The organism is Geodermatophilus aquaeductus (assembly GCF_900182545.1).
GTDB lineage: Bacteria > Actinomycetota > Actinomycetes > Mycobacteriales > Geodermatophilaceae > Geodermatophilus > Geodermatophilus aquaeductus.
Genome location: NZ_FXTJ01000014.1, coordinates 46,930 through 59,756 on the forward strand (window position 1 = coordinate 46,930; position 12,827 = coordinate 59,756).

The window sequence follows — 12,827 nt, forward strand, 5'->3', positions numbered from 1 at the left end:
ATGTCGCTGGTCGACCTCGCCCTCATCATCCTCGCCCTGGTCTTCGCCTTCTCCGGCTTCCGCCAGGGCCTGGTGGTGTCGGCCACCTCCTTCCTCGGTTTCCTCGGCGGTGCCGTCCTCGGTGCGCAGCTGTCCGGGCCGGTCGCCGACCGGCTCGACGGGTCGCCGGTGACCCGGGTCTTCGCCGCGCTCGTCGTCGTCCTGGCGGGGGCGCTGCTCGGCCAGGTGCTGGCCGGCGCGATCGGGCGGGCGGTGCGCCGCCGGGTCACCTGGGAGCCGGCCGAGGTGCTCGACTCCGTGGCCGGCGCGGTGGTGTCGGCTGTGGCGGTGCTGCTGGTGGCGTGGATGGTGGCCACCCCGCTGGCCACCTCCCCGTTCCCCGGGCTGGCCGGTCAGGTGCGCAACTCGGCGCTGGTGCAGGCGGTCGACCGGGCCGTGCCCGACAGCGTGCGCGCGGTCTACGACTCGCTGCACGAGGCGATCGACCGGCGCGGGCTGCCCGACGTCCTCGACCCGCTCACGCCGACGCAGGCCCGCGAGGTCGAGGCGCCGGACGCGGCGCTGGCCAGCAGTCCGGTCGTCGGCCAGGTGCAGGGCTCCGTGGTCAAGATCAGCGGCATCGCGCCGTCGTGCTCGCGGCAGATCGACGGCTCCGGCTTCGTCTACGCGCCCGGCCGGGTGATGACCAACGCGCACGTCCTCGCCGGGGTCGACGACCCGGTGGTCGAGGCCGAGGGCGAGGAGTACGAGGCGACGGCGGTCTACGTCGACGAGGAGGTCGACATCGCGGTGCTCGCGGTGCCCGACCTGCCGCAGGTGGCGCTGGCCTTCGCCCCGGAGGTCTCCGACACCGGCGACTCCGCGATCATCATGGGCTACCCCGGCGGCGGCGAGCTGTTCGTCGGCCCGGCCCGCGTCCGCGACCAGGGCCCGATCAGCGGCCCGGACTTCCGCAACACGCGCACGGTGCAGCGCGACGTCTACGCGCTCTTCGGCGAGGTGCGCGCCGGCAACTCCGGCGGGCCGCTGTTCGACCCCGTCGGGCAGGTACTCGGCGTGGTCTTCGCCTCGGCGATCGACGACCCGTCCACCGGGTACGCGCTCACCGCCCAGCAGGTCGCGCCGGCCGCCCGCGCCGGCGCCACCGCGACCGCCGAGGTCGACACCGGCCCCTGCGAATGAGGCTCCGCCCGGGTCAGCGGGGGTCCGTGCTCCAGTCGGCGATGGCGGTGCCGATCTCGGCCGCGGCCTCCTCGGGCGGGAAGTGGCCGATGCCGGGGAGCTCGCGCCACTCGTAGGCGCCGGCCACGTAGCGGCCCGAGCCCCGGGCGGTCCGCGGCAGCACGAGCGGGTCGGCGCCGCCGTGCAGCTGCAGGGTCGGCGCGGTGACCGGAGCGGCCATCCGGCGGGCGTAGCGCAGCCCGTCGGGCCGCAGCTGCGAGCGCCCGGCCCAGCGGAAGTACTCCATCGACCCGTAGGCCGCCTGGGGGATCCGCGCGGCCGAGCGGTAGCGCTCCACCGCCTCGGCGAAGTCGGTGGTCTGCGTCCAGTCGGGCCCGGCCCACCGGCGCAGGAACTCCGCCACCGGGTCGTCGTCGGTGCGGGTCAGCCGCCGCTCGGGCAGCCGCGGCAGCTGGAAGCCCAGGACGTGGCGCAGCGCCCTGCGCTGGCGGGCGTCGCGCAGCCCGCCCCGCAGCAGCCGCGGGTGGGCCATCGAGACGACGACCAGCCGGCGCACGACCCGCGGGTGCAGCGCGGCCATCGTCCAGGCGACCAGCCCGCCCCAGTCGTGCCCGACGACGACGGCGTCGCGCTCGCCCAGGGCACGGACGAGCGCGGCGACGTCGCTGGCCGCCGTCGGCAGGTCGTAGCCCCGCGGCGGCTTGTCGCTGGCGCCGTAGCCGCGCAGGTCCGGCGCGACCGCCCGGAAGCCGGCCGCGGCGAGCACGGGCAGCTGCGCCCGCCAGGCCCACCAGAACTGCGGGAAGCCGTGCAGCAGCAGGACCAGCGGGCCCTCCCCGGCCTCGGCCAGGTGCAGCCGGACGCCGTTGGCCGAGGCGTCGCGGTGGATCCAGGGGCCGGGCAGCAGGACGCTGGTGGCGTCGGGCCGCTCGTCCGCGGGAGCGCCCCCGGTCGTGCCGGCGCTCAGACCAGGTAGCTGTCGGGGGAGCGCCGCTCGACGCGCCCGTTGCTCACCGTGGGCAGCGCGCGACGGCGCTGGCCCGGCTCCTCGCGGTGCATGACGTCGGGCAGCTCGCGCAGCGACTCCATCGTCCGCTCGGGCTTGTCGATCTTCTTGATCATCCGCAGGCCGATCAGCGCCGCGAGCCCGGCGACGAGCAGCAGGCCGGCGGTGACGATGAGGTAGGACACCCAGCGGGGCAGGCCGAGCCAGGTGAGGAACTCGGCGATCATGACGAACAGGTAGATGCCGGCGAAGGCCAGCAGCACCCCCGCGACGGTGAACAGCGCGACGCTGACGCCCGCCTTCTTCGCCGAGCGGCTGATCTCGGTCTTGGCCAGTTCGATCTCCGCGCGGACGAGCGTGGAGACGTCGGCCATGGCGCTCTGCACCAGCGCACCCACGGAGGGGTCGGCGCTGGCGGCATGCCGCGCGGCGGGCTGGGTGGACGACGCGCTGTGGGCCACGGGGGCTCCTCCCTGATCGGACTGTCGGACGGGCCGCGGACGGCCTGCCGAGGATCGTCCCCCATGATCGCCGGGCGCGCGTCCCGGCTCCCCCTCTCGTGCACGGGGAGCCGGCACGGTGGCCCCCCTGCAGGGTCCCGCCGCGAGCGTGCGAGCGGTGGGGGGCAGGGGGGTCCTTGCTCAGTCCTCCGAGCCGCTGCTCGCGGGCAGCTTGTCCTTGATCAGGTTCATCACCGAGGAGTCGGTGAGCGTGGTGACGTCACCCATCTCGCGGTTCTCGGCGACGTCGCGCAGCAGCCGCCGCATGATCTTGCCCGAGCGGGTCTTGGGCAGCTCCTGGACGACCATGATCTGGCGCGGCTTGGCGATCGGGCCGATGTCCTTGGAGACGTGGGTGCGCAGCTGCTGCACCAGGTCGTCGCCGGAGTCGGTGGCCGAGCCGCGGAGGATCACGAAGGCGACGATGCCCTGGCCGGTGGTGGGGTCGGACGCGCCGACGACGGCGGCCTCGGCCACGGCGGGGTGGGCGACCAGCGAGGACTCGACCTCGGTGGTGGAGATCCGGTGCCCCGAGACGTTCATGACGTCGTCGACCCGGCCGAGCAGCCAGATGTCGCCGTCGGCGTCCTTCTTCGCACCGTCGCCGGCGAAGTAGACCTCCCGGCCGAAGCGCGACCAGTAGGTGTCGACGTAGCGGTCGTCGTCGCCCCAGATGGTGCGCAGCATCGCCGGCCACGGCGCGGTGAGGACCAGCAGGCCGGTGGCGTCGTCGCCGAGCTCGTTGCCCTCGTCGTCGACGACCTTGGCGGCGATGCCGGGGAACGGCGTCTGCGCCGAGCCCGGCTTCAGCGAGGTGACGCCCGGCAGCGGGGTGATCATGTGCGCGCCGGTCTCGGTCTGCCACCAGGTGTCGACGATCGGGCAGCGCTCGCCGCCGATGTTGCGGTGGTACCAGAGCCAGGCCTCGGGGTTGATCGGCTCGCCCACCGACCCCAGCACCCGCAGCGAGGACAGGTCGAAGCCGGCCGGGATGTCCTCGCCCCACTTCATGAACGTCCGGATGACCGTGGGGGCGGTGTAGAGGATCGAGACGCGGTACTTCTCGATGAGCTCGAACCAGCGGCCGCGGTGCGGCGTCTCCGGCGTCCCCTCGTACATGACCGACGTCGCCCGGTTGGCCAGCGGCCCGTAGACGATGTAGCTGTGGCCGGTGACCCAGCCGACGTCGGCGGCGGTCCAGTAGACGTCGGTGTCGGGCTCGAGGTCGAAGGTCGCCCAGTGCGAGTAGGCGACCTGGGTGAGGTAGCCGCCGGAGGTGTGCAGGATGCCCTTCGGCTTCGCCGTCGTGCCTGACGTGTACATGATGTAGAGCGGGTGCTCGGCGTCGAAGGCCTCGGGCGTGTGCTGCGGCGACTGCCGGTCCACGACGTCGTGCCACCAGAGGTCGCGGCCCTCGGTCCACTCGACGTCCTGCTCGGTGCGCTTGACCACCAGCACGTTGCGGACGCCCTCGGTGCGGCTCAGCGCGTCGTCGACGGCGGGCTTGAGGGCGCTCGGGGCGCCGCGGCGGTAGCCGCCGTCGGAGGTGATCACCAGGACGGCGCCGGCGTCGGTGATGCGGGAGGCCAGCGCGTCGGCGGAGAAGCCGCCGAAGACGACCATGTGGACCGCGCCGATGCGGGCGCAGGCGAGCATCGCGACGATCGTCTCGGGGATCATCGGCATGTAGATGGCCACCCGGTCGCCGGCCTGGATCCCGAGCTCGAGCAGCGCGTTGGCGGCGCGGCAGACGTCCTCGGTGAGCTGGGCGTAGGTGAGCGTGCGGGTGTCGCCCGGCTCGCCCTCCCAGTGGTAGGCCACCTGGTCACCGTGGCCGGCCTCGACGTGTCGGTCCAGGCAGTTGTAGGCGACGTTGAGCTTCCCGCCGACGAACCACTTGGCGAAGGGCGGGTTCGTCCAGTCGAGGACCTCGTCCCACTCCTGCGCCCAGGTGAGCCGGCGCGCCTGGGTCGCCCAGAAGGCCAGCCGGTCTGCCTCGGCCTCCGCGTACACGTCGGGGCCCACGTTCGCGGACGCGGCCAGCTGCTCCGGCGCCGGGAACCGGCGGCCCTCCGACCCGGTCGACTCGCTCACGTGGTGCTCCCTCCGTCTTCGTGGCCCGCGCACCGCCGGCGGGCGGCGTGTCCCATCACACACCGTAGGGCCCGCGCGGGCCGAGGGGCAGCCGCCCGCAACGAGGTTGCAGCACACTGGCCCGGTGGACGGCGGGCCCCAGGCGGTCGTGGCGGCGCGGGTGCCCGGCGCCGCCGGCCTCGGCCTGCTCGCGCCGCCGTCGGCCCGCCCGTTCCCGGCCGCGCTGCTGGCCGACCCGGCGTGGACGGCCGGGCGCGTGGCGGCGCTGGGCCGCCGCTACCGCAGCGCCGACCGGCGGGCGCTGGCGACGGTGTGGTGGTACTCGGCCTCGGCGGTGCTGCTGACGCCGGTCGCCGCGGGACTGGCCACCGGCCGGCCGCTGTCGGCGCGGCTGGCCGACACCACGCTGTACGAGATCGCCGGCGGCACCGTGCTCGCCGGGGTGTCACGGGCGCCGGCCGGGCCGGACCCGGCGGGGGAGCTGCGCGAGGCGCTCGGCTCGGTGATCGCCGTGGTGGCCGCGGCCGGCGGGATGCGGCAGCGCCCGCTGTGGGCGGTGGCCACCGACTCGCTGGCCGGCCGGCTGCTCGCCGTCGGCCGGGCGCTGGGCGACGTCGGCACGGTGACCGCGCTGGCGGCCCCGGTGGCCGCGGCCGTCGGCGACCCGATGCCCGCGCCGCGCTACACCGACGTCGGCGGCGTCCGGTTCGTCCGCCGCGCCTCCTGCTGCCTGCTGGTCCGGCTCCCCGGCGAGGCCATGTGCACCGCCTGCCCCGCCCGGCCGCCGGCGCACCGGCAGGTGCTCCTGGAGGACGCCGCCGGCCTCTGGTGAGGTGGGTCCTCAGGCGGTGAACAGCAGGATCCAGTCCCCGTCGCCGGCGTCGTTGGGTCCCGGTGGGGTGAAGGTGTCCGCGAGGGGTGTCTCCGTCCGCGCGCCCGATGTCGGGTCCACCCACGCGGCGCGGGTGCCGGGCGCCAGGAGGCCGGTGTCCACGGCGATGGTCCGCGGGGTGGGCAGGTAGACGACCGCCTGGCCGCCGTCGGGGGTCCGGGCTGCGGTCACGTGGTCGTCGTCGAGCACGTCCATCGCCGTGACCTCGGTCAGCGGGGTGCCGCGGCCGGCCGTCACCAGGTCGCCGCCGGTGTCGGGCACCAGCTCCCACCAGCGCAGGCCCGCGAACAGGTCGCGCAACCGCTGCGCCTGGGTGACGGCGACGGTCGACAGCCGCGTCTGCCACCCCGGCGGGAAGTCCCAGTCGGCGCTGCCGGAGACCTCGCCGGCGGCGCCGGAGGTCAGGCTCCACAGCACCTGCCGACGCAGCGTCTCGTCGGTGGTGGGTCGCGACTCGGGCTGGTTGTTCTCACCCTCGTAGTTCGCCTCACCCATGAGGACCGGTCGGGGTGGCGTGCGTGCGTACGCGTCGAGCACGGCGCGGTAGGTGGGGTGGTAGGTGTAGGCGAAGTCCCAGTCGATCCGCCGGGCCCAGAACGGGTTGTCACTCGAGATCGACTCGTCGAAGGAGAGCTGGATCGAGAACGGGCGGCCGTCCCCGGTCTCCCGCACGCCGCGCATCACGGCGTCCCAGCACCGGTCGACGTCACTGCCGCGAGCGGGGTCGTCCGTGGCCGGTACGTAGTCACCTCCGGCCATCCACAGGACGTTGGGCAGGTCGGCGAGGCGCTCGGCGACCCGCCGCCCGTACTGCCGGCACTGGTCCACCGACGACGGGACGAACGAGTGGCCGATGGTCCAGCCGTCCACCGCGTAGAGCAGGACCGTGATGCCCTGGTCGGCAGCCGTCCGCAGGTAGGACGTGACCCGGTCCCAGTAGGGCTCGTTCCAGCTGAGCACGTCCCCGTCCGCGAAGGGCCGGATCCCGTCGTACGTGCTCCCGTCGTCGCGAGGACCGCCGTTGCCGGTGGATCCCAGCAGGGACACGACCACCGCGTTGTAACCCTGCTCCGCCCGGGTGGAGAGGTAGAGCTCGGCCTGGGCGGGGGAGACGTCGGTCATGAACGACCAGGGCGCGTCGCCCCTGACGAGGATCGGCTGCCCGTACTGGTCGAGGAAGTACCGGCGGTCGGGGCTCACCGACGTGACGAACGGCGGACCCGTCCGGGCCGCCCTCGGCGTGGCGGGGGGCCACGGGCCGTCCGGGTAGGCGCCCGCACCGGTGATGCGCAGGGCCTGTCCTCGTGGACGGTCCCGCCAGGAGTCGTACGCCGCGGCCCCGGCCACCAGGAGGAGCGTCACGACGACGCCTCCCACCAGCAGCCGCGCGGAACGGCGCGGCACGGTCGGCCTCGCTGGTGCCATCTCGCTCCCTGCCGGGCGATGGGCGCAGACGCAGGAGACTACGACGGGATGCGGCGGCCCGACCACGGTCTCGCGTGCGGTGCTCGCCTGTTTCCGCAGGTCATGGACACGTCTTCGCCCCCCGCCCTACGGTGCGGCCATGGAGAACCCCCGTCCGGGTGCCGGTCCTGCCCTCGAGAGGCAGGTCCGCTTCTGGGGGGAGTGGAACCTCGCCCACCACGCCTTCTCGCAGCGGGGGCATCTCCAGCTGAGGCAGCTCGACTGGGTGCGGCGGCGCGCGGAACGCCTCACGCGATCGACCGACCAGGACGGGCCGCTGCGCGTCCTCGACCTCGGATGTGGGACCGGATGGCTCGGCGCCTCGCTCACGGACCTGGGCGAGGTCACGGGCACCGACCTGGCCCCGGCGGCGATCGAACACGCCCAGCGCGAGTTCCCCGACGTCCGTTTCCTGGCGGGTGGCTTCTGGGAGGTGCCTCCGTCCGGACCGTTCGACCTGGTGATCAGTTCCGAGGTCATCGCCCACGTCGCCGACCAGCAGGCCTTCATCCGGCGTGCCGCCGAGCTGCTGCGTCCCGGTGGGGTCTTCCTGCTGATGACCCAGAACGGCTTCGTGTGGCGCCGGTGGAGTGAACTCAAGCCGACGAGTGAGGGGATGATCCGCGACTGGCCCCGCCTGGGCGACCTCCGCACCATGCTGAATGCCAGCGGGTTCACGGACCTCCGCGTCCGGTCCCTCCAGCCGGCGGGGGACCAAGGGGTCCTCCGCGTGCTCAACAGCCGGGTCCTCCGAGGCGGTTTCCGGGTCCTGCGCCTCGGCACCGTGTGGAGGTCGGTGCTCGAGCGGGTGCTCGTGGGCCGGGACCTGGCCATCGCCGCACGCCTCGGGTGACGGCGCCGCTCAGGGCAGGAAGAGCATGGAGTCGCCGAACTCGTGCCACAGGTAGGTGCCGGCCGCGGCGTCGTACGCGCGGCGCACCAGGTCCCGCCCGGCGACCGCCTCGAGCAGCAGCAGGTGGCTGGCCTCGGGTTCGTGCAGGCCGGTGACCAGCCCGGTCACCGCGCGCACCGGCCGGTCCGGGCCGAGCACGAGGTCGGTCCAGCCCTCGCCCGGCCGGGTGACGCCATCGTCGCCGGTGGCCGTCTCCAGCGCCCGGGTGACCGTCGTGCCGACGGCGACCACCCGCCGCCCGGCCGCCCGCGTGGCGGTGACCAGCCGGGCGGTGACCTCCGGGACCCGGTAGCGCTCGGGCGCCGGCGGCTCGTGCAGCTCGGGGCTGGACACCCCCGCGTGCAGGACCAGCGGCACCACCGGGACCCCGCGGGCCATCAGCCGGACCAGCAGCCGGTCGGTGAACGGGCGGCCGGCGCTGGCGTTCTCCGCGCTGCCCGGCTCGGTGGCGTAGACGTTCTGGACGTCGCCGAGGGCGAGCGGCCCGCGCAGGTGGCGGTAGCGGACCGGCTCCCCGTGCCGCGCGAGGTACGCGGGGACGGCGACGGCCGGGGTCGCGACCGCCCGCCACAGCCGCCCGGGGCGGGCCGGGTCCGGGAAGCCGCCGCGCAGGACCAGCCGCACGCCGCCGGGCAGGTCCAGCGCGGCGCCGGGTTCCAGGCCGGACTCGGGGCCGTCGTCGCCGGGGCGGCGGACCTCGACCACCCAGGTGCCGTCGTCCAGCGTCGTGGACACGTGCACCGGCGTGGTCGTGCCGTCGGCCCGGCGCGCGGTCAGGCGGGCCGGCAGCGTCGCCGAGGTGTTGACGACGACGAGGTCGCCGGGCTCGAGCAGGCCGGGCAGGTCGGCGAACCGGGCGTGGGTGAGGCTGCCCGGGCGGACGGCCATCAGCCGGACGCCGTCGCGGGACAGGCCGCGGCGCTCCGGCGGCTCGGTGGCCTCCGCGCCCATGGGGACGGCGAGCGCGGTCACCGCGCGCCCTCGAGGTCAGCGACGCGCACGCGGGCGCCGGGCAGGTCGCCGTCGAGCAGGTGCAGCAGCGCGCGGGCGACGTCCGCGGGTGCGGCGAGGTCGGCGGGGTCGGTGTCGGGGTCGGCGGCGGCGTGCAGGTCGGTGGCCATGTCGCCGGGGTCGACGGCGACCACGCGCAGCCCCGGGTGCTCGACGGCGAGCACGGCGGTGAGCAGGTCCAGCGCGGCCTTGCTCGCGCCGTAGCCGCCCCAGCCGGCGTAGGGCTCGACCGCGGCGTCGCTGCTGACCGAGACCACCGTCCCGCCGGCGCGCTCGAGGGAGGGGAGCAGTGCCTGCAGCAGCGCGAGCGGGGCGACGGTGTTGGTGCGCAAAACGTCCTCCAGCGCCGCCGGCGGGAGGCCGGCCAGCGGCGGCAGCGGGGTGGGGCCGAGCGTCGAGGCGTTGTTGACCAGCAGGTCCACCGACCCGCCGGCCGCGGCGGCGAGCGCGGCACGGTGGTCGGGGTCGGCGACGTCCCCGGCCACGGCGGTGACCAGGTCGGGGCGGGGGAGCCCGGTGACGGCGGCGGCGAGGCGGCCGGCGTCGCGGGCGTCGACGACGAGCCGCCAGCCGCGCTGCGACAGCTCGGTGGCGAGGGCGAGCCCGAGGCCGCGGGAGGCCCCGGTGATCACTGCGGTGGAGGTCATGCGGTTACCGTGGGACCTCGAGTCGACTTGAGGTCAAGGGGGCGCGGTGGAGCTGCTGCCGATCGGGGAGGTGGCCGCGCGGTCGGGGCTGGCGCCGTCGGCCCTGCGGCACTACGAGGCCGAGGGGCTCATCGCCGCGAGCCGCACGCCCGGCGGCGCCCGGCGCTTCCCGCGCTCGGTGCTGCGCCGGCTGGCGTTCGTGCGCGCGGCGCAGAACGTCGGCCTGTCGCTGCCGGAGATCCGCGAGGCGCTGGCAACGCTGCCCGACGCGCGCACGCCGTCGGCCGGCGACTGGGCCCGGCTGTCGGCGGGGTGGCGGGACCGGCTCGACGCGCAGATCGCCGCGCTCGAGCAGCTCCGCGACGGCCTGTCCTCCTGCATCGGCTGCGGCTGCCTGTCGCTGACGGCCTGCGCGCTGTCCAACCCGGGCGACGCCGCGGCCGCCGAGGGGCCCGGCGCCCGGCGGCTGTCCCCGCTGCTGCGGCGGCTCCCGCCGGCCGGGCGCGCGGGCTGAGCGCGCCTCGCGGAGCCCCCGCGGGACGGGCATGATCCGGACGGGACCGGATCGCCGTCGCTGGAGGAGTGCCGCATGACCCTCATGCCCGCCGCCTTCATCGGGCACGGCAACCCGATGAACGCCCTCGAGCGCAACCGCTACACCGAGGCATGGCGGGCCTTCGGCCGCGCGGTGCCCCGGCCGCGGGCGATCCTCGTCGTCTCGGCGCACTGGTACGTGCACGCCACCGCGGTGACGGCGATGCCGCGCCCGCGCACCATCCACGACTTCTTCGGCTTCCCCGGCGAGCTCTTCGACGTCTCCTACGACGCGCCGGGCCTGCCGGAGCTGCACGAGCAGGTGGCCGACGTCGTCTCGCCGACCTGGGTGGGCGCCGACCGCGACAGCTGGGGGATCGACCACGGCGCGTGGTCGGTGCTGCTGCACGCCTTCCCCGAGGCCGACATCCCGGTCGTCCAGTTGTCGATCAACGCGCTCAAGGGCGTCGACTACCACCTGCAGATGGGCGCGGCGCTGGCTCCGCTGCGGGAGGACGGCGTCCTGGTGATCGGCAGCGGCAACGTGGTGCACAACCTCGGCGGGGTCAGCCGGGCCCTGCCCGACGCCGGCTTCGACTGGGCGCAGCGCTTCGACTCCGCCGCCCGCGAGCTCATGCTCACCGACCCGGGCGCGGTCGGGCGCCTCGACGGCCACCGCGACTTCGACCTCGCCGTCCCCACCCCCGACCACTTCCTGCCGCTGCTCTACGTGGCCGGGATGGCCGGCGCCACGGGCACGACGGCGGAGGTGCTCGTCGACGGCTACGCCTACGGGTCGCTGTCGATGACGTCGTACACCGTCGGCATGCCGGCGCCCGACGCCGCGGGCAGCGGCTTCGCCGCGCCCCTCCCGGACGGGCCCCCGGCGGACGGCGCCAACATCTGAGGTCCGTTCCGGATTCACCCCGGAGCGTGACGACGAGCCGTCAGGACGGAGGGGTCCGTCACCGATCGATGTCACGATCGTTCCCCCGGACAGCGACGCCGCTCATGTCCTGACACACCCCGGGGGGTCCCCTTGTCGTCGTCCTCGCACCGTTCCCCGACCCGCAGGCTGCGGGGCCGCCGGGCGCTCGTCGTCGCCGGCGTGCTCACCGCGGTGGTCGCCGCCCCCGGCGTCGCCTGGGCCGAGGAGCCCGCGGCGCCCGCCCCGGGCGCGGCGCTGGAGGAGACCCTGGGGAGCGTCCTCGGCCAGGTGGCGGGGGGCGCGGCCGGCGGGAGCGAGGCCCCCGCCCTGCCCCTCCCGGTGCCCGGTTTCCCACAGGAGTCGGCTCCGCAGGAGCCGGCTCCCGGGGGCGAGGCGGCCGCCGGGGGCGAGGAGGGACCGTTGCCGCCCGCGCCGCCGGAGCTGCTGGGCGCGCTCCAGTCGCTGCTGACCCCGCTGGGCGTGCCCGACACCTGCGTCCAGGGCGTGGCCGACGGCGTGGAGGACCTGCTGAACGGGATCCTGTCGCAGGACCCGCAGGCGGTGGTCGAGGACCTCGTCGGCGGCCTCGAGAGCGCCCTGACCGGGCTGGCCTCCGGTCAGCCGCCGGCCCTGGACCCCGCCGTCCTCGGGGTCGGCGCCGCTGACGTCGCCGCCGACGTGCAGGCGCTGCTCGCGGCCTTCCAGGCCTGCCTCCCGGCCCTCCCGGGGTCCCCGGAGGAGCCCCCGGCGCCCCCGGCGCAGCCCGCGCCCGAGGCCCCGCAGGCCGCGCCCGTGTCCGCGCCGGTCGCCGAGCAGCCCGCGCAGTACCTCGGCTACGCCCCGACCGGCGGCGGCGAGGGCGTCGAGACCGAGGGTCCCGGCACCGCCGTCCCGCTGGCCGTCCTGGGCGGCCTGCTGGTCGCGGGCGGCACCGGTGCCGCCGTCTCCCGGGCGCGGTCCCGTGCGGTCGGTCGCTAGGGAGCTCTCGGGCCAGCGGCTGCCGCTGCTGGTCTTCCTCGTCGTCCTCCTCGCGGGGGCCGGCGTCTTCGTCTGGACCGCCCGCCCGGCGGCCGACGCCGCGGCGTCGACCCCCGTGACCTCGCTGGTGGCGGTGCCGGCGACCGGGGAGGTGCCCGCCCTCCCGGCCGCCGGCGCGCCGGCCGACGGGCCGGTCGTGCCGGGGCGGATCGCGGTCCCCGCCATCGGCGTCGACACCGCGGTCGAGTCGCGCGGGACGGTGCGGTACGAGAACCCGTTCACCGGGCGGACCGTCGACGGCTACGGCGTGCCGCGGTCGATGCGCACCACCTCGTGGTGGTCCGACGGGCCGGCCCCCGGCTCCGGGCAGATGGCGGTCCTGCTCGGCCACGCCGGGACAGACGGCGGCGCGGTGTTCGACCGGCTGCCGGAGCTCGCCCCGGGCGACGAGGTGCTCCTGGTCGACGCCGGTGGCGCCTACCTGCGGCTGGAGGTCCTCGGTGAGCCGGTGACCGGGCTGGACAAGGCCACCTCCGCGCTGGCGGACACGCTCAACGGCCACCCCGCCGACGCCGACCTCGCGCTCGTCACCTGCGGCGGGGAGTACGACGAGGCAGCCGGCGCGAGCGAGGACAACACCGTCGTCTTCGCCCGGATCGTCTGAGCGTCAACCGTGAG

At 75.7% G+C, this 12,827-nt stretch carries 13 protein-coding genes; 7 read left to right on the plus strand and 6 right to left on the minus strand.

Going from position 1 to position 12,827, the window contains the following annotated elements:
• On the plus strand, positions 1-1,182 hold the full coding sequence (locus FN207_RS23295; RefSeq protein WP_142460836.1) for a MarP family serine protease: 1,182 nt from the start codon (positions 1-3) through the stop codon (positions 1,180-1,182).
• A gap of 13 nt (positions 1,183-1,195) precedes the next feature.
• Here the strand turns inward: FN207_RS23295 and FN207_RS23300 are convergent, their stop codons facing one another.
• The 3 genes from FN207_RS23300 to acs all read right to left on the minus strand — a co-directional run bounded on the left by FN207_RS23300 (position 1,196) and on the right by acs (position 4,782).
• Positions 1,196-2,149: an alpha/beta fold hydrolase gene (locus FN207_RS23300; RefSeq protein WP_142460837.1), complete on the minus strand. Its 954-nt coding sequence runs from the start codon at positions 2,147-2,149 to the stop codon at positions 1,196-1,198.
• Positions 2,146-2,649, minus strand: a complete 504-nt coding sequence (locus FN207_RS23305) for a phage holin family protein (RefSeq protein ID WP_142460838.1) — start codon at positions 2,647-2,649, stop codon at positions 2,146-2,148. Before FN207_RS23305 ends, FN207_RS23300 begins: the two co-directional genes overlap by 4 nt.
• A gap of 180 nt (positions 2,650-2,829) precedes the next feature.
• Positions 2,830-4,782: an acetate--CoA ligase gene (acs, locus tag FN207_RS23310; protein WP_142460839.1), complete on the minus strand. Its 1,953-nt coding sequence runs from the start codon at positions 4,780-4,782 to the stop codon at positions 2,830-2,832.
• 124 nt (positions 4,783-4,906) lie between these two features.
• Here acs and FN207_RS23315 point away from each other — a divergent pair, with 124 nt between their 5' ends.
• Positions 4,907-5,614, plus strand: a complete 708-nt coding sequence (locus tag FN207_RS23315) for a (2Fe-2S)-binding protein (RefSeq protein WP_246066305.1) — start codon at positions 4,907-4,909, stop codon at positions 5,612-5,614.
• Between the two features lie 9 nt (positions 5,615-5,623).
• Here FN207_RS23315 and FN207_RS23320 read toward each other — a convergent pair whose 3' ends face one another.
• Positions 5,624-7,036: a glycoside hydrolase family 140 protein gene (locus FN207_RS23320; protein ID WP_185938533.1), complete on the minus strand. Its 1,413-nt coding sequence runs from the start codon at positions 7,034-7,036 to the stop codon at positions 5,624-5,626.
• A gap of 202 nt (positions 7,037-7,238) precedes the next feature.
• Here FN207_RS23320 and FN207_RS23325 point away from each other — a divergent pair, with 202 nt between their 5' ends.
• Positions 7,239-7,991, plus strand: coding sequence for a class I SAM-dependent methyltransferase (locus FN207_RS23325; protein ID WP_185938534.1), 753 nt, complete (start codon positions 7,239-7,241; stop codon positions 7,989-7,991).
• Between the two features lie 9 nt (positions 7,992-8,000).
• On the opposite strand, the gene FN207_RS23330 is transcribed toward FN207_RS23325, so the two are convergent.
• Both FN207_RS23330 and FN207_RS23335 read right to left on the minus strand, forming a co-directional pair.
• Positions 8,001-9,023 carry an S-adenosylmethionine:tRNA ribosyltransferase-isomerase gene (locus FN207_RS23330; protein ID WP_246066306.1) on the minus strand — a complete coding sequence of 341 codons (1,023 nt, stop codon included), beginning with the start codon at positions 9,021-9,023 and terminating at the stop codon, positions 8,001-8,003.
• Positions 9,020-9,709 carry an SDR family NAD(P)-dependent oxidoreductase gene (locus FN207_RS23335; protein ID WP_142460843.1) on the minus strand — a complete coding sequence of 230 codons (690 nt, stop codon included), beginning with the start codon at positions 9,707-9,709 and terminating at the stop codon, positions 9,020-9,022. Before FN207_RS23335 ends, FN207_RS23330 begins: the two co-directional genes overlap by 4 nt.
• Before the next feature lie 46 nt (positions 9,710-9,755).
• Here FN207_RS23335 and soxR point away from each other — a divergent pair, with 46 nt between their 5' ends.
• The 4 genes from soxR to FN207_RS23355 all read left to right on the plus strand — a co-directional run bounded on the left by soxR (position 9,756) and on the right by FN207_RS23355 (position 12,813).
• Positions 9,756-10,223, plus strand: coding sequence for a redox-sensitive transcriptional activator SoxR (soxR, locus tag FN207_RS23340; RefSeq protein WP_142460844.1), 468 nt, complete (start codon positions 9,756-9,758; stop codon positions 10,221-10,223).
• A gap of 75 nt (positions 10,224-10,298) precedes the next feature.
• Complete coding sequence (gene ygiD / locus FN207_RS23345; RefSeq protein ID WP_221888372.1) at positions 10,299-11,150, plus strand: 4,5-DOPA-extradiol-dioxygenase; 852 nt, start codon at positions 10,299-10,301, stop codon at positions 11,148-11,150.
• A gap of 201 nt (positions 11,151-11,351) precedes the next feature.
• Positions 11,352-12,149, plus strand: coding sequence for a hypothetical protein (locus FN207_RS23350; protein ID WP_142460845.1), 798 nt, complete (start codon positions 11,352-11,354; stop codon positions 12,147-12,149).
• On the plus strand, positions 12,133-12,813 hold the full coding sequence (locus FN207_RS23355) for a class F sortase (RefSeq protein ID WP_185938535.1): 681 nt from the start codon (positions 12,133-12,135) through the stop codon (positions 12,811-12,813). The genes FN207_RS23350 and FN207_RS23355 overlap by 17 nt, the downstream gene beginning before the upstream one ends.
• Positions 12,814-12,827 lie beyond the last annotated feature (14 nt).

Excerpts from the sequence above, each read along its gene's own strand:
- FN207_RS23295 (WP_142460836.1), top strand. The coding sequence starts at position 1 with ATGTCGCTGGTCGACCTCGCCCTCATCATCCTCGCCCTGGTCTTCGCC.
- FN207_RS23325 (WP_185938534.1), top strand. The coding sequence starts at position 7,239 with ATGGAGAACCCCCGTCCGGGTGCCGGTCCTGCCCTCGAGAGGCAGGTC.
- FN207_RS23335 (WP_142460843.1), bottom strand. The coding sequence starts at position 9,709 with ATGACCTCCACCGCAGTGATCACCGGGGCCTCCCGCGGCCTCGGGCTC.
- ygiD (WP_221888372.1), top strand. The coding sequence starts at position 10,299 with ATGACCCTCATGCCCGCCGCCTTCATCGGGCACGGCAACCCGATGAAC.